Here is a 16,842-nt window from a genome sequence, read left to right on the forward strand (position 1 = left end):
TCGAAATAGACGCGCATCACAATCAGCAGATCCTTCTCGAAACGCGGCACTTCGTCGTTCAGGCGTTTGGCGTAATCGACCGCGACGTCGACATCGTGAATCGAGCACGGACCAATCACCACCAGCAGTCGATCATCGGCACCATGCAGTATGCGATGAATCGCCTGACGTGCGCCAAAAGTGGTCTGTGCGGCCCGCACCCCGACCGGGAACTCACGGAAAACGTGAGTTGGCGGCATCAGTTCCTTGATCTCTCTGATACGAATGTCGTCGGTATTCGGCTTGCTTTGCACGGCCATGTAGCACCCTCTGATAGACCCGCAGGTCCAAAGCGGTCGATTTTACGCGAAGACCTCTATTGGCGCCCTGCTCGTGCGCTCACTCCGGCTCAGCGGGCGGGGCATTCCAGTTCTCGCGCGGGACCACCACGTTATTCTGCGGCTGCGCGACAAAATGCGGCGACATGATCTGAACGCCGTGGGAGTTGAACTGATCCTGGATATTGGCATGCAAGGTTGACAGCACTGCGACACGCTGAAGAGGGTTGTCCATGTAGGCGAAAAGCTCATACTCGACGTAAAAATCAGCCAGGCCGCGCTGATAGACGAAGGGCGGCGGAGTGCTGCGCAAGCCTGGCGTCGCTTCAGCCGCGGCGATGAGCATGGCATGCACCTGTCGCCATGGCGTATCGTAGCCAATTGTCGTCTTGGTCGACACCATGGCGCCGCGTTTGCCGGCCAGGCGTGAGTAATTGGTAATTGAATTGCCGATCAGCACCGCATTGGGCACGGTCACTTCCTCGTTGCGCAAATTGACTATCTTGGTCGCCAGCACGCCCACTTCGCTGACCACGCCCACGGTTTGGCCCAGATCGACGAAATCGCCCACCGAAAGCGCGCGCGAGTAAACCAGCACCAGGCCGCTCATCAGCTGATTGACAATCCCCGCCGAGCCAAGTGTCAGCATGAATCCGAACATGACCGACAAACCCTTGAAGGCATCGCTGTTGGAGAGCGGGATAAAGGGATAGGCAATGGCGATGCCAAAACCCCAGACGATGACGCTGGCAATCCGCTGCGTGGCGCTCGCCGTCTCTTTGTGAATGCCAATGAGTTCGGTACGCCCCTCACGTACCGCCTTGAAGATATTGACCATCACGTCGTTCATGGCCTTGGTCAAAAAGAGAATGACCAGCGCCGTTGTCATGCCGGGGATGGCTTCGACCAGGCCGTCACCGATCAAGGACAACAAACTGACCAGCGAACTGCCCAGCTTGCGCCCCAGCGGCGCGGTCACCGGAAAACGCTCCAGCACATAAGATAGCCAAAGGTAGCCTACCGCCAGGAACAACGCCCCGGTCAGCAGCAGTGCCGCGCGCTGGACAAACACCCAGCCGTAGCGCGCCAGACGCAAACCCGGTATGCGTGACTCCTGCTCAATGAATACTTGCAGACGCGCGGCCGCCCAGTACCTGGTACGTGCAATTCCCCAGGCCAGGGCGAACGCCAACACGGTGGCCACCAGCGAAAATATGATTCCCTTGAACAGCACCTCGGGGCGTCTTTGCTCGCGCAACGCAGCAATAGCCTCGTCAAGGGACGTTCTGACCCGTTCGGCCGCCTCATCGAGCGTTGTTTTGGATCCGGGGTCAATATCGGACTGAGCGACAACGAACATCAATAGCGAATCAATACGCACAGCCACGGCCGCAATCCCCTTGGCATCAAACGGAAGGAGCTCGACCGGTTCCTGCATCTGTTCTGCAGTCAGTTTATCCAGGCGCTCCAGTGCCCGCTCGGCGCGACGGGTTGGCGCCGCATTGGCGAAAGTTGATCGAAAAACAAAGATGGGCCGGAAATTGAACTCAAGAGTCGCTTCCTTTGCCTCCGCGTCCTTCGACTCGTTGTCTGCCGCAAAAACCAAAGCGCCAGAAAGAAGCAATAGCCCCAATACCGCGGTCAGCAAGCGCACAAGGAAGACGTGTTTCTTCATGATCAACACCCGTTAGAGTTGTCTCAAAGCGAGATACGGATTATAGCTTTGCAGCTCGTCGAGGCCGCGTGGAAACTGCATTCAGTTTATGGCTTTGGCTCAGCCGGAGCCGCGTACCACTTCTCCGTCGGCACAACCACGTTATCTTGCGGTTGCGAAACGAAATGTGGCGACATGATCTGCACGCCGTAGGTATTGAACTGGTCCTGAATATTGCCGTGCAAGGCCGACAGGATGGGCACGCGGTCGAGCGGTTGATCCATATAGGCATGAAGTTCGTACTCGACGTAGTGATCCGCCAGATCCCGCTGATATACGAAAGGGCTCGGCGTCTTGCGCAAACCCGGCGTCAGTTCGGCAGCGGTAATCAGCATGGCATGTACCTGACGCCACGGCGTGTCGTAGCCAATCGTCACCCGGGTAGACACCAGCGAACCACGCTCACCGGACAATCGTGAATAATTGCGGATCGGGTTGCCAACCAGCACAGCGTTGGGAATGGTCACTTCCTCATTGCGTGAGTCGATGACCTTGGTCGACAACACACCCACCTCGCTGACCACTCCCACGGTGCCGCCGATATCGACAAAATCACCGATCGTCAGTGCCCGCGAATAGACCAGCACCAACCCGCTCATCAACTGGTTGACGATACCGGCCGAGCCGAGCGTGAGCATGAAGCCGAACATCACCGACAGCCCCCGGAAGGCATCGCTGCTGGATAAGGGAATAAAAGGATAGGCAAGGGCAAACCCGAACCCCCAGACCAGAATGCTGACAATGCGCTGCGTGGCGCTGAGGGTTTCCTTGTGCAAACCGCGTACTCTTGTGTGTCCCTTCTTGACGGCCACAAAGAAATTGGAAATGGCATCATTCACGGCCATGGTCATGAAAAGGATGATCAATACCGTCGCTATCCCAGGGAGTGCGCTCAGGAAACCTGCCCCCACGTCACCCAGCAAGTCGCCAATGAAGGAGCCCAGTTTGTCCCCGAGCGGTCTGGTCCGGGTGAAACTATCGAGAACAAAGGTCAACCAGAGATCGGCGACACCAAACCACAGCAAGACCATCACCAGTTGAGAAAGCCGATGCACGAGCGACACGCCATGGCGCGCCAGGCGCCACTTAGCAGTGCCCTCTCCCCGCTCGATGACCTTTTGCAGGTGGCTGACCATAAAGAGAGTGGCTCGCCGAACCATCCAGAGCAGAGCAATTGCCAACACGGTGGCGAGGAGCGTGAGCGCAATGTCTTTGAGCAGATCATCCGGAGGCGGTTGTGCACTTTCAGAACGAAGCGCTTCAGAAAGCGCAGCGGCAGCACGCTTGGCTGCGGCTTCCAGCGACAGCCTTTCATCGGGGTCGAGATCGCCAGCCAGTACGCTGAAAAGAACGACGTTTTCTATTCGTAAACCAATGCCCGTCACACCTTCAAAAACAAACGGATCCTGCTCGATCGGCGCAACCTTCTGGCTGGGCGTCAGTTTGTTCAAACGTGCCCGCGCGCGCTGTACGCGAACTTCCGGCGTGGTGCCGAGAAACGAGGCTCGGAAGACTATCACCTGGCGGAAGTTGAACTCGAGCGCCGCCTCCTTCAAGGGCGCGTCGGCGGCCATCACGCCAGAGCCGCTGACCATTGACAAGCCGAACAAGGCCGTCAGAACAAGGCGAAGAAACGAACGATTGGATACTCGCGCCATGGTTAATTCCGAAAAGGTATGGGTTGAAAAATGCCGTGGATTATAAGCGTCTCGCCTGAAAACAACGCCTTGCCATCCGGCGTGACTGCCTGAGGAAGACGGCCGCATTCGTAGCGTATCCGAAGACACCCGCATTCAGCAGGTAATTGGGCAAGCTGCTCGAAGACCGCCGAATGACGCGCTTCTCTGGCCGAGAGGTATTACGCCGTACCGCCCACGGTCAGGCCGTCAATGCACAGGGTTGGCTGACCCACACCCACCGGAACGCTTTGTCCATCCTTGCCACAGGTGCCGACGCCGGGATCGAGGCGCATGTCGTTGCCGATCATCGACACCTGATTCATCGCCTCGGGCCCGTTGCCGATCAGCGTTGCGCCCTTGACCGGGTAAGTGACCTTGCCGTCCTCGATCATGTAGGCCTCGGACATCGAGAAAACGAACTTTCCATTGGTGATGTCGACCTGGCCACCGCCGAAATTTACCGCGTAAATGCCCTTCTTCACCGACTTGATAATTTCTTCGGGACTCTTGTCACCCGCCAGCATCGTGGTGTTGGTCATGCGAGGCAGCGGTAGATGCGCAAAGGATTCGCGACGACCATTGCCGGTCGGCGCCACTCCCATAAGGTGCGCGTTGTGGCTGTCCTGCATGTAACCCTTGAGAATGCCGTCTTCGATCAGCACCGTACGCTGAGTGGGGTTGCCTTCATCGTCAATGTTGAGCGATCCGCGACGGCCGGGAAGCGTACCGTCATCGACCACGGTAACGCCTTTCGATGCCACGCGACTACCGATCCGGCCGGAGAACGTCGAGCTGCCCTTGCGGTTGAAATCGCCTTCCAGACCATGGCCTACCGCTTCATGCAAGAGGATACCAGGCCAGCCGGAACCGAGTACAACGGTCATCGTCCCCGCCGGCGCTGGCCGCGCACCGAGATTGGTCACGGCTTGATGGACCGCCTCGCACGCATAGCCACGCAGCACGGCATCACTGAAACAACTGTAATCGGTACGCCCGCCACCACCGGCAGAACCCTGCTCGCGCTTGCCATCCTGGCCTTCAACGATGACGGTAATCGACACCCGCACCAGGGGCCTAATATCCGCCGCCAGCCGCCCGTCGCTTCCCGCCACCAGAACCACCTCATATTCCCCAGCCATGTTCGCCATGACCTGCGTAACACGCGGATCTTCGCCGCGTGCGAAAGATTCCAGCCGTTCGAGCAACGCGACCTTGTCCTTCGCAGGGAGCGAAGCGAGTGGATCGAGCGGCACATAGAGGGCATGTCCGGTTCTTGCCTTCATGGCTTTGCTACGCCGTTGTTGCCCGGCGGCAGCGATCGCACGCACTGCCGAGGCTGCATCGGCTAGCGCCAGGTGGCTGATATCGTCGGAGTAGGCAAACGCCGTCTTCTCGCCCGAGATGGCGCGCACACCAACCCCTTCATCGATATTGAAGCTTCCCGATTTGACGATCCCTTCTTCCAGACTCCACGCTTCAGAGCGGCTGTATTGGAAGTACAGATCGGCGTAATCGACGTCATGCGACATGATCGTTCCAAACACCTTGCTCAGATCAGCCACATCCAGACCATAAGGAGTCAGCAGGGTTTTCTGTGCCTGCACGAGCAGTGATTGCGCGTTTGCTGTCATTGGTTTTCCAAGTTGCGGTAATTCAAAAAGACGATTTCAAACGCCTTCAACGCAGAGTACGCGGAGGCGCAGAGATCGCAAAGAAAAGCATTGCAAATCCTGGTTCCTTTTCTGCGCCCTCTGCGTTGAAGGCGTTTGTGGACTACATCACCCGATGCTTCAGTGCCGGCAGGTTGGCACGGACTTCCGCGATACGCGCATGGTCGATCTCTCCAATCACGATACCCTGCCCTTTCGGTTTGCGGTCGAGAATATCGCCCCAGGGATCAATCAGCATGCTGTTGCCGTGTGTTTCCCGCCCATTCTCATGCGTGCCGCCTTGTGCCGAAGCCAACACGTAGCACTGGTTTTCAATGGCACGGGCGCGCAACAGAATCTCCCAATGCGCACGCCCCGTCGTTTCGGTGAACGCCGCCGGGATGACCAGCAAGTCCACGACACCCAGGGCACGATACAGCTCGGGAAACCTCATGTCATAGCAGATCGACAGGCCCACCCGCCCGAAAGGGGTATCGAAAGCCACCGGCTGCTTGCCCGCCTCGATTGATGCACTTTCGTTGTAGCGCTCTTTGCCCTTCTGAAAGCCGAACAAGTGAATCTTGTCGTAGCGCGCCACGAGCTCGCCCTGGGGATTGTAGGCCACACTGGAATTGAACACCTTGTCCGCTGCGTCGGCTACCAGGGGGATCGAACCACCGATCAGCCAGACACCGTGCCTGAGCGCAGTTTCGGCCAGAAAATCCTGTATCGGACCGCGGCCCTCGGCTTCCCGCACCTTGACCTTGTCGCCGTCTCTCATTCCCATGATCGGGAAGTACTCGGGCAGCACAACCAGATCGGCGCCCTGTGCTACCGACTCGTCAATCAATGTCCTGGCAGCATGAAGATTCTCGTCGATGCGCGATGTCGAAACCATTTGCACAGCGGCCACCCGTCCGTTCTTCAATGCCCCGGAAGAATCATTTTGAAGAGGATTCACTGGTGGCTCCTGTCGGATTGGTCGGTGGCGGCAAGCGAGGCGCGTCCTTCGCGGGTGCGACGCCCGAAATCTTTTCAACTATCGGGTCATCCCACTTGCCGGTAATCAGATAATCGAAACCAAACATCTGATTGAGTGGATTCTGCAGCGCCTTGTGCGCCAACCAGGTCGCCGCGCCGGCAATCGGGTTGATGAGTGCAACACCCAGCGCGGCGGTGCCGCCGAGCTCGGGTTGAACATTGACGTTAAGCCGTTGCGTTTCCTGCTTGAGATCGACCTCGCCGCGCATCGTCACGCGCGCCGACGGCCCGTCGATCTGCAGTCGCTCCGTGCGCATCAGTCCAGTCGCAACCGCGACCTTCCCGGTGATACTGTCAAAGGCAAATCCTTGGCTGAAAACATCATTGAAATCAAGCGAAATGCGGCGTGACAGTCCTTGCAGGCTGATCAAACCGAGCAGCTTTCCGGCCGCCCCCGGATCAAGCTTCATGAACTGTCCGTTGCTCGCCGCAACATCCATATCGCCACTCAGGGTAGCGTAGTCGAGCAAAGTCGGCGGACCGATCCATTCCAGTCTCCCACCAAGTTTCGCCGTTCCGGCGCGCACCGTACCTGGATAGCCGAGTCGTTCCAGCAGCTTGCCGACATCGCTGCTGTCGATCTTGAACTGAAGCTGGGTCACATCCTTGCCATCACTTAGCTTCCACTGACCCTTGCCCGCAAGAGTGCCATACGGATTGCTCATCTGGATCCGGTTCAGTCGCCAGATACTGCCGTCGTTGCTGGCCAGCAATTCGAGCCTGCCAAAATGGCGTATTCCCAGGGAGAACTCATTGGCCACGATATCAAGCGCTGGCAGTTCACTGATCACTTCGCCACTCTTCAGGGCTTCTGTCTCTGTTGTCGTGTCGAACGCGATGTCCTTGAAACGTGCTGTCAGCTTGCCTCTTCCAGCCACATCCCATTGCAAGTCGCCGTTGGCTTGACGCGAGGCCAGACGAATTTTCCATTGTGCAGCGGATGGCGAAATACTCAAATCGGCATCGTTGTAGTGCCGCCCAAAAAGAATGAGGTCTTCCGTCTTGACGCTGATCGTATCCACGAAGGGTGGCGAAGAGGGCTTGGCGGGAGCCTCAATCGCCGTAGCTGCTCCCGCTGGCTGAAGCAGCCGACGCCAGTTATCAATATCCAAACGTTTCGCTGTCAGTCCCACCGAAACACCGGCATCAGGCAATTGCAGGGGGCGACCGATGGCGATCGCTCCACGTTCGACGGCGAAGCCTCCCGGCTGTTTTTTGCGAATCAGGCGCATTGAAAGAACGCTGCCGAGTGAGGCGTCAAGCTGATCACGCGCCGACGATTCGGCATTCGTCCCCTTGGAGCCGGAAGCCCCCGGCAGGAGTTTCTTCTCGAAACGCAGTGGCAGAGACTCGCCAGCACCCTTGCTGAATGGCTCGGGAAAAGTCGAAGACAGACCGACCAGTGTCGACTCGATGAGCAGATCGGCGTTGCGCTTGTTGATGCGCACCTCACCTCGATAAGGTGTTTTCCCGGCCAGCTTACCCAGTAGTGGTGAGTCCACCTGTTTGCGTAGCTGAGCGATGTCGACCAGACCGTTGGCCGTGATCAGTACATTGCCGTCCTTCTGCGACCCTCCCTTGACCTTGAGCGGTCCGCCAAGGAAGGTCGAATTGATCTCATCCAGCTGCAGATCTTCACCGGAAAAGTGCAAACTGCCATTCAGTTGCTTGAATGGGGGCAGCGCGGCATCGACCGTCAATTCATTGTTTGTGAATCGGTACTTCCCATCGATCTTCGAATCACCGAGTTTCGTTTCGTCGAGAGGAATGAACAGATCCAGATCCAGATGCCCCTTTCCGGTGGCCCGCATGCCATCGGTAAAATGGTCGATCCTGTCGGCGACCGGGCTCTTCTCGATGAATTTGAGAAAGTCGGAAGTGGCACCGTCAACATTTCCCTTGATGATCAAGGTGGAAATCGGCGCATCAAAATCGGGGATCCGCACTTGCGTATTGGAGATTTGTGCGCCCATGATCGATCCACGATTCGCCTGAATGGACATGCCGTTGCCCTCAAAACGAAGGTCTCCGCTAATTCCTTCGATGAGCGGCCATCCCGTGGCGAAATCAAGTACTACGTCCCGCGCTTTGACCGTTACCAGAAACTGGCCTTTGCTTTTGTCCAGGAAAGGAAAGTCAACCAGGTTGCCCTTGAGGGTCAGTTTCGCCTCGCTGGCGCCACCGGACAACAAGGAATCACGCAACCAGAAGCGTGTGCTCTCGCCTACTGTGCGGGGGATGAATCGCCAGACGGCGCGCGCGTCGGCACGGACCAATGCGGCGTTGAGATCGACAATACCCGGTCCCTCTCCTGCGGTTTGGTATTTTCCCTGCGCCGTTCCAGCGGCGTCCGGCCCGGCGAAATCGGCGCGTGTCAGTTCCGCATCAAGGATACCCTTATTGATTTTCCACTTGGCATGCGCATTGAGCATATCAAGCGCAATGGGCGATTCCGGAAAAACACCCGGAAGATCAATCGTCATTTTCTTCGAGCGCAACGTTGCATTGCCCACTTTTTCATTGGCCTCAAGTACCCCCGACAAGCCGGAAGCACCCGGGATATCACCGTGTGCCTTCAGCGCCAACCCGTCGAACCCGGCTTTCAACGAATAGGTTTGCAGATGACCCGCGTCGCTTTTCCATTGCGCACTCAATCCACTGACAAGGCCACGCGGGGCAAAATCACTCAATAGCTGGCGGGTATGCGCATCAAAAGGAAAATGCTCGGCAAGACCGGCCAGCGCAGCTAGGTCAAGCCGGCTCGCGCCGGCGCTACCGATGACGATGTTGTCGTCCGGGTCGGGCTGCCAGTTCAAGTGAAAATCCATCGGCTCGATACGTATTGTCTCGCGGGGCTCGCTATTCAGTATCGTCGCCTTCCGTGTCGACAAACCGACCTGTCGCCCGGTGACCTCAAAGCCGGTCTCTGGAATTTTGGCGCCGAAATGCCCGGACACATGATCGAGCGCCAGGACAGGAAGATCCTGGGCCAGACGCACGCTTACGTCCTGCAGCGAAACATCCGCCACAATCTCGCGCAAGCCGCCTTCGGCGAAGCCCAACCACGCACGAATGCCCCCCTGCCCATGCGGTAGCGCCACCGGATAATCAACCCACTGCTGCCAGACGGCCAGGTCTGCGTAGTCGATCTCGGCATAGACCTGACCCGCCCACGTCTTGATCTCGTCGATAGACTTTACCCGGAAATCGCCGCGAACATCGACCTTGGATGCCAATGCATCCGGAGGTAGCGCAGTCAGGCCGAAACGATGGCGCTTGCCGTCGTTGTCGAGAGCGAAGTTAACATCCTCCAGGACCAGGGTGGGCGCACCGCGCAGCTCGTCCTCCCAGACCAGAGTCGCACCGTGGATGCGAATTCGCCTCTGTTCAAGAATCCAGCCAGAGACATCGTTGTCATTCCGTTCACGGTTGATGGGTATTCCGGCGACGAATACCCGGCCATCGGCGCTGCGACGCAGATTCAAGGTCGGTTCATCAATGCGCAAGAGTCGCAACTTGAGCTGCGCACTCGGGACCGACCACCAGGACAAGATCGACTCAACGCGAGAGAACGCGAGCGCCGGTCGCCCGTCGGAATCGGCGATGCGCACATCCAGCAAGGTCAGATCCGGGTTGATACCCTCCCAACTCGCTTCGATCCGGCCGATACTGACGGTTTGCCCAAGCTCCTGGCTGGCGAAGCGCTCAATGTCGACGCGATAGTTTTCAATATGGGGCAGGACGCCATAGCGCAATGACAAGACCAGAACGATAAAGCCGAAGTAGATCAGCCAGAAACTCCATACCACGGCACGCCACATACCACGGACAAACCGGTGTGACACGAAAGGTACCAGCACATGAAAGCGGTGGTACAGCGCGGAACGCAACCCTTCACCGAGACTCATAAACCGGTCACCTGCGGAATGCTTTGCCAATTGTCGGGAAGCGTCACTAAAATGGCGTGATGCATGAAAGTATTGAAGTCTCGATTGTAACGGCATTGACCGGCCAAGCCACGCCAAACAGACTATCCAGACGGGGCAATCGCCGGAGACAAACCGCAATTCCTGCAAAAAATGCGCGAAATGATGACGCCTGCCGCCAGTGATTCGCTCCCGCCTGAATGGCATCCGGCACTGGCGCACAGCCGCTATTTGCGCCAGCTTCTCGACGCCCGGCCGGACGTCGTTGTCTGGCTGAACGATTTCGCAAACCACGCGCTGAATGGCGAACTGATGCGGGGTTTTCTGGATGCCGAAGCGCCAAGCGACGAGGGCAGCCTCAAAAGCGTCTTGCGACGCTTGCGCCAGCGCATCATGGCGGCCCTCGTCGTGCGCGACATCGGCGGGAAAGCGCCGCTCGCCGATGTCGTCGAGACGATGACGCAGCTCGCCGATGTGACGACCAATTTTGCGCTGGATTTCGTGCATCGCCAGCTCGCCGCCCAGTGCGGCGAGCCGCTGGACAGCCAGGGGAATCCGCAGCGCCTGTTGATCGTTGGCATGGGCAAGCTTGGCGGACGCGAACTCAACGTGTCGTCCGACGTTGATTACATTTTCGTTTACCCGGAGGAAGGTGAAACCGCCGGATCTTCCGATGGCGGCCGCCGGATCGAAGCCTACGAATTTTTTCAACGCGTCGGCAAGCGTCTGATCGCCACGCTCGGAGAAATTACCGGCGATGGGCAGGTTTTCCGTGTCGACATGCGCCTGCGCCCGAATGGCGACTCGGGGCCGCTGGTCTGTTCGCTCGACTCGCTCGAGAGCTATTTCATTACCCAAGGTCGTGAGTGGGAACGCTACGCCTGGATCAAGGCACGCGTCATGAACGTCGGCAACAACCTGCAGCCGGAATGGAGCACCGCACTGGAAAAGGTCGCGCGCGCTTTCGTCTTCCGAAAATATCTCGACTTCGGCGCCATAAATGCCATGCGCGACCTGCACGCGCAGATTCGTCGCGAGGTTGTGCGCAAGGACATGGCAAACCATATCAAGCTCGGTCCAGGCGGCATCCGGGAAATCGAGTTTATCGCGCAGGTTTTCCAACTGATACGCGGCGGTCGCGACCCGGCTCTGCAGATACGCCCAACGCTAAAAGTGCTGATGCTGCTCGTCGAGCGCCGTCTGCTGCCGCCTGACGGTGTTGATGAACTGGTCGCCGCCTACGTATTCCTGCGTTGCCTCGAGCATCGCCTGCAATATTTGAACGACGCTCAGACTCACATGCTCCCAGCAAGCGACGAAGAACGCCACCTGATTGCGGCTTCGCTGGGATTTCCCGACTGGCCGGCCCTGCTCGGGGTTCTTGACGCGCACCGCGAGCGCGTTACCAGGCATTTCGGCGAAATATTCTCCAACCCGGATGAAAGCTCCCATGCGCTGGCTGGTCTGTGGTTCGAACAAACCGATGGCGACGACGCGCTGGAGATCCTTTCCGAACTTGGTTTCCGGCAATCGCAAGCCCTGCTTGAACAACTCAGGAGCTTTCGCCGCAGCGCCAAATACCTGCAATTACCGACACAAAACCGTGAGCGCCTTGACGCGCTTGGCCCGCGCCTGATCGAAGCGGCAGCGGGCACCGACTCGCCCGATGCAACCTTGCAGCGCGGACTCGATTTCCTGGAAACGATCAGTCGACGAGGAGCCTATCTTGCCTTGCTGCAACAGTACCCGCAAACGCTGAGCAAAGTGGCCGAGATCATCGGCAGTTCCTCCTGGGCAGCCGATTACCTTACCCGACACCCGATCCTGCTGGACGAAGTGCTCGACACGCGCCTTTACGAAATCGCGACGGACTGGGCGGCTTTCAGCACAGAACTGAACCAACGTCTCGCCGAGTACGTCGGCGATACCGAACGTGAAATGGATATCCTGCGCGAAGTCCATCACGCCCAGGTCTTTCGCTTGCTGGCGCAGGACATAGCGGGGCTGCAAACCGTGGAGCGCCTTGCTGACCATCTCACCGAACTGGCCGACATCGTGGTGAGAACCACACTCGAGCTGTGCTGGGGAAAGCTCAAGCATCGTCATCCTCACCCGGAGCGCCCGCCAAAGCTGGCCATCATCGCCTACGGAAAACTGGGCGGAAAGGAACTCGGCTACGGTTCGGATCTCGATCTGGTCTTCCTGCACAAGGACCCCGAACCGGAAGCAGGCGAGCTGTATTCGCGCCTCGTTCAACGCTTCAGCACCTGGATGACAAGCCGGACGTCGGCCGGCATTCTGTTCGATACCGATTTTCGCCTGCGCCCGAACGGCGACGCAGGCATGCTTGTGTGCACAATCGAGGCCTTCCGCGACTACCAGCTGAAAAATGCCTGGGCATGGGAGCATCAGGCACTCACCCGTGCACGCTTCTGTGCTGGCGACGCCGAACTGGGGGCTCAATTCGAAGCGATCCGCATCGAAATCCTGCGCCAGCCGCGCGACCTCGCCAAGCTCATGGAAGACGTACTGGCGATGCGCAAGCGCATGCTCGACAACCATGCGACCACCAGCGATGAATACTTCGACATCAAGCAGGACCCGGGCGGCCTGATCGACGTGGAATTCATTGTTCAGTACCTCGTGCTCGGTCATGCACATGCTCATGAACGTCTGTGCGGCAACCTCGGCAACATTGCCCTGCTGGGAATTGCCGCCGAGCTCGGCCTCATTCCGCCGTCGCTGGCGGATCCGGTGCGCGATACCTACCGTGAGTTCCGCCGCATACAACACGCCCTCCGCCTCAACGGCATCAGCGGCGCTCGCGTCGAACGCGCCGAGCACGAGCACCGTATCGAAGCAGTCAGCGCACTGTGGACATTCGTCTTTGACTAAACAACCTGTGAGCTAGCGCATGAACATACCTCAACCAGGAATTCTCCTTCCTGTGCCGAATCAGGCCCGTTACCTTTCCTTCTCACTCGGCGACCCGTCGCTGATCAGGCAAGGCCTGCACATGCTCCGCGAACTTGTCGATGGTGAGTATACGGTGGTCGGACTCGGGCAGACCCTGGTTTCGGCGCTCGACGCAACGATTCCTGGCCTGAAAAGCTTTCCGATGATAACGGCGCCGGGTCTGGCCATTGAGAACGCCCCGGAGGTCCTTTGGATCTGGTTACGGGGCGAAGAGCGCGGCGAAATTCTGCTCCGTTCGCAACGACTTGCCAGGGCGCTGGCGCCCGCCTTCCAGCTCAAGGAAATCTGGGACGCGTTCAAGTACGCTGAAGGCCGCGACCTTTCCGGCTACGAGGACGGTACCGAAAACCCGACCGGCGACGAGGCGACCAGCGCTGCAATCGTCGGCACCGGCAATCAGACGCTCGCCGGATCGAGCTTTGTCGCTACGCAGCGGTGGCTGCACAACTTTGATTCCTTGACTTCAATGTCGGAGAACGAGCAGGATAATTGCATCGGCAGGCGGCTGGCTGACAATGAGGAAATGGACGATGCGCCCGAATCTGCACACGTCAAGCGTACCGCCCAGGAAAGCTTTACTCCTGAAGCCTTCGTACTGCGGCGTTCGATGCCGTGGGCGGAAGGAAACAACGGCGGCCTGATGTTTGTGGCTTTCGGGGCCACCTTCTACGCCTTCGAGGCGCAACTCCAGCGCATGGTCGGCGCCGATGACGGAATTGTCGACGCCATTTTCAAATTCACCCAACCGGTCTCCGGCGCGTATTTCTGGTGCCCGGCGCTCAAAAACGGCAAGCTTGATCTGACGCCGCTGGCGCGCTGAATCCGATCAGTCGTTTAGCCAGGCTGCGGCGTCTAGCGCGAAATAAGTGAGTATTCCATCCGCCCCGGCCCGCTTGAAGCCCAGCAGGCTCTCCAGCACGCAAGCTTTCTCGTCAAGCCAGCCATTCAGTGCAGCAGCCTTGAGCATGGCGTATTCCCCGCTCACCTGATAAACATAGGTCGGGGCACCGAATTCGTCTTTCACGCGACGGACAATATCGAGGTAAGGCATACCGGGCTTGACCATCACCATGTCGGCACCCTCGCCGAGATCGAGCGCCACCTCGCGCAAGGCCTCATCGGAGTTGGCCGGGTCCATCTGGTAGGTGTACTTGTTCCCCCCGCTTAGATTGCCTGCCGATCCGACGGCATCACGGAAAGGGCCGTAGAAGCTTGAAGCGTACTTCGCCGAGTAGGCCAGAATGCGCGTGTGAATCAGCTTCGCGGCATCCAGTTCGGCACGGATGCGACCAATGCGTCCATCCATCATGTCGGACGGCGCCACCACATCGGCTCCGGCTTGGGCGTGTGTGAGCGCCTGCTTCGCCAGAACTTCAAGCGTCTCGTCGTTGAGCACATAGCCACGCGGGTCGTCGGCATCGATCAGCCCATCCTGGCCATGGCTGGTATAGGGATCAAGCGCCACATCGGTAATGATGCCCAGCTCGGGCAATTCCTTCTTCAGCGCGGCCACCGCGCGCGGAATAAGACCTTCTGGATTAAAGGATTCTTCCGCTCCCGGGGTTTTACCGCCCGGATCAATCACGGGGAAGAGCGCCAGCGCCGGAATGCCGAGCTCGCACGCCCGCTCTGCCGTTCCCAGCAAGCGATCAAGGCTCAGACGTTCGACGCCGGGCATCGATGTTACCTTCTCGGAGCGCCGATGACCTTCGAGAACAAACGCAGGGTAAATGAAATCGTCGACAGTCAGCGCCGACTCGCGCATCAGACGGCGGGAAAAATCGTCACGGCGCATCCGGCGCATGCGCGTACCGGGGAAACTCAAGTCAGCATTCATGGCTATCTCGTATCAAAACAAAATAAATCGTATTTGTGGGCACCTGACCGGGAACTAAGCGTCGCAGCACTCACTCTCAGTCGACAGATGGCTCATCCCATCTCCCGCTTCAACTCCCTGAGCGGGCGCCTTGCTTCTGGGTAAGGCATTTTGCCCCCGGCTATCCCTTTGCCGGGGGCTTTTTATTTTGTACTGACTTGACCGCGGCTTTCGCAGTTCTTGCACTCCAGCCGATCGCCTTGCGGTTCTTCGGACGCGCGACCTTTTCGGTGCGCAACCCGACAGGGGGGAGAGCATAATGCTTGGGCTCCATACCCAGCCATCCTCCGAGAACCGACTCAGCCTCGTCAACACCCATCCTGCTCAGGCTGGAAAAGAGCTGGAGCGAATAATTACTGCCAATCTGACTCAGAACGGTCCGCACTTCGCGCAGCGCCAGCGCCTGTTCCTGTCGAGTCAGTTTGTCTGCCTTGGAGAGCAGGACATGTATCGGCTTCGCCGTCAGCGCAAACCATTCGATCATCTGCAGGTCAAGCTCGGTCAACGGATGCCGACTGTCCATTATCAGCACCAGCCCGACCAGCGGCACGCGATAATGCAGGTAGGGTGCGAGCAAGCTCTCCCACTGCGAGCGGATTTCCTCAGGTGCTTTGGCAAAACCGTAACCTGGTAAATCAACGAGGTACTTGCCCTCGTCGAGCGAGAAATAGTTGAGGTGTTGCGTCCGCCCCGGCGTTTTGGAAACGAATGCAAGTCGCGTGTGATTGGCCAGCGTGTTGATTGCCGACGACTTTCCGGCGTTCGAGCGCCCGGCAAAAGCGACCTCCCGTTGTGAGTCAGAGGGTAAATCGGGTAGATTGGCGACGGTAGTGTGAAAAACCGCCTTCTGGAAAAGTGGCATTGGCAAACCGGAGACGTTGGGGTTGGCGTGACTAAGCCCGAAAGTGCTATAGAATATCAGGTTTGGGAGTTTGCCTCTCTGAACTCGGACGCATCGACAGGAGTTTGTACATGATTCGCATCACCGCACTGGCGTTTTTCGTTGCCACCAGCTTTTCCGTTTTTGCAGCAGGAGAAGCGACAACCAGACCCGATCTGGCGAAGGGCAAACAGATCGCTGAAACGGTATGTGTCGGCTGCCATGGCGCCGACGGCAACAGCCCGACGTCTGCCAACCCCAGCTTGGCTGGCCAGGGCTCGGAGTACCTGTTCAAGCAACTGACCCAGTTCAAGTCCGATGACGGCAAGCCCGCTGTTCGCAACAACCCCATCATGTCCGGCATGACCGCCGCGCTGAGCGTTGAGGACATGAAAAGCCTGGCGTTTTACTTCTCGCAGCAGAAGCTGAAACCGGCGACGGCGACAGATGAAAAATTGGTCTCGGCTGGCAAGAGTCTCTGGCGCAAGGGCGACTTCGAGAGGGGTATCCCTGCCTGTGCAGGTTGCCATGGACCGACCGGTGCCGGCGTACCGGCGCAGTACCCGCGCATTGCGGGACAATATGCAGAATATACCGAGGCCCAGTTGAAGAACTTCCGTAGCGAAGCACGATCAAACGACCCTGAGATGATGATGCGCAACATTGCTGAAAAACTCTCAGACAAGCAAATCAAGGCGGTAGCAGACTACGCTGCCGGTCTGCGCTAGGCAGCCCTGACCAAACCTTCAAACCACCTTGTCTTAACCTCACCAACAAGGACGCT

At 58.3% G+C, this 16,842-nt stretch carries 10 protein-coding genes and 1 pseudogene; 3 read left to right on the plus strand and 8 right to left on the minus strand.

The features are described 5' to 3' along the window. From PROAA_RS03470 to PROAA_RS03495, 6 genes and pseudogenes are all read right to left on the minus strand, one after another. Positions 1-299: pseudogene (locus tag PROAA_RS03470) on the minus strand (3-deoxy-7-phosphoheptulonate synthase); the annotation flags it as partial. A gap of 79 nt (positions 300-378) precedes the next feature. Next, complete coding sequence (locus tag PROAA_RS03475) at positions 379-1,992, minus strand: mechanosensitive ion channel family protein (protein ID WP_186409999.1); 1,614 nt, start codon at positions 1,990-1,992, stop codon at positions 379-381. A gap of 86 nt (positions 1,993-2,078) precedes the next feature. Further along, a complete protein-coding gene (locus tag PROAA_RS03480; RefSeq protein WP_186410000.1) occupies positions 2,079-3,689 on the minus strand; it encodes a mechanosensitive ion channel family protein in 1,611 nt (536 codons plus the stop codon). Positions 3,690-3,889: 200 nt separating this feature from the next. Next, positions 3,890-5,341, minus strand: a complete 1,452-nt coding sequence (gene tldD, locus PROAA_RS03485) for a metalloprotease TldD (RefSeq protein ID WP_186410001.1) — start codon at positions 5,339-5,341, stop codon at positions 3,890-3,892. 142 nt (positions 5,342-5,483) lie between these two features. Next, entirely contained in the window at positions 5,484-6,320 is an 837-nt protein-coding gene (locus PROAA_RS03490; RefSeq protein WP_281182222.1) for a carbon-nitrogen hydrolase family protein, read from the minus strand. After that, the gene (locus PROAA_RS03495) at positions 6,301-10,308 is read right to left on the minus strand and encodes a YhdP family protein (protein WP_186410002.1); all 4,008 of its coding nucleotides are present in this window, start codon (positions 10,306-10,308) and stop codon (positions 6,301-6,303) included. The genes PROAA_RS03490 and PROAA_RS03495 overlap by 20 nt, the downstream gene beginning before the upstream one ends. 180 nt (positions 10,309-10,488) lie before the next feature. Between PROAA_RS03495 and glnE the strand changes: the two genes are divergently transcribed. Both glnE and PROAA_RS03505 read left to right on the plus strand, forming a co-directional pair. Beyond that, positions 10,489-13,221 (plus strand): bifunctional [glutamate--ammonia ligase]-adenylyl-L-tyrosine phosphorylase/[glutamate--ammonia-ligase] adenylyltransferase, encoded by a 2,733-nt coding sequence (glnE, locus tag PROAA_RS03500; RefSeq protein WP_186410003.1) that lies wholly within the window; start codon positions 10,489-10,491, stop codon positions 13,219-13,221. A gap of 19 nt (positions 13,222-13,240) precedes the next feature. Next, positions 13,241-14,122, plus strand: coding sequence for a Dyp-type peroxidase (locus tag PROAA_RS03505; RefSeq protein ID WP_186410004.1), 882 nt, complete (start codon positions 13,241-13,243; stop codon positions 14,120-14,122). 6 nt (positions 14,123-14,128) lie between these two features. Here PROAA_RS03505 and hemB read toward each other — a convergent pair whose 3' ends face one another. Both hemB and yihA read right to left on the minus strand, forming a co-directional pair. Next, positions 14,129-15,139 (minus strand): porphobilinogen synthase, encoded by a 1,011-nt coding sequence (gene hemB, locus PROAA_RS03510; protein ID WP_186410005.1) that lies wholly within the window; start codon positions 15,137-15,139, stop codon positions 14,129-14,131. Between the two features lie 160 nt (positions 15,140-15,299). After that, a complete protein-coding gene (gene yihA, locus PROAA_RS03515; RefSeq protein WP_186410006.1) occupies positions 15,300-16,040 on the minus strand; it encodes a ribosome biogenesis GTP-binding protein YihA/YsxC in 741 nt (246 codons plus the stop codon). A gap of 110 nt (positions 16,041-16,150) precedes the next feature. On the opposite strand from yihA, the gene PROAA_RS03520 reads away from it, so the two are divergent. After that, a complete protein-coding gene (locus tag PROAA_RS03520; RefSeq protein ID WP_186410007.1) occupies positions 16,151-16,786 on the plus strand; it encodes a c-type cytochrome in 636 nt (211 codons plus the stop codon). Positions 16,787-16,842 lie beyond the last annotated feature (56 nt).

Source organism: Candidatus Propionivibrio aalborgensis (assembly GCF_900089945.1).
Lineage (GTDB): Bacteria > Pseudomonadota > Gammaproteobacteria > Burkholderiales > Rhodocyclaceae > Propionivibrio > Propionivibrio aalborgensis.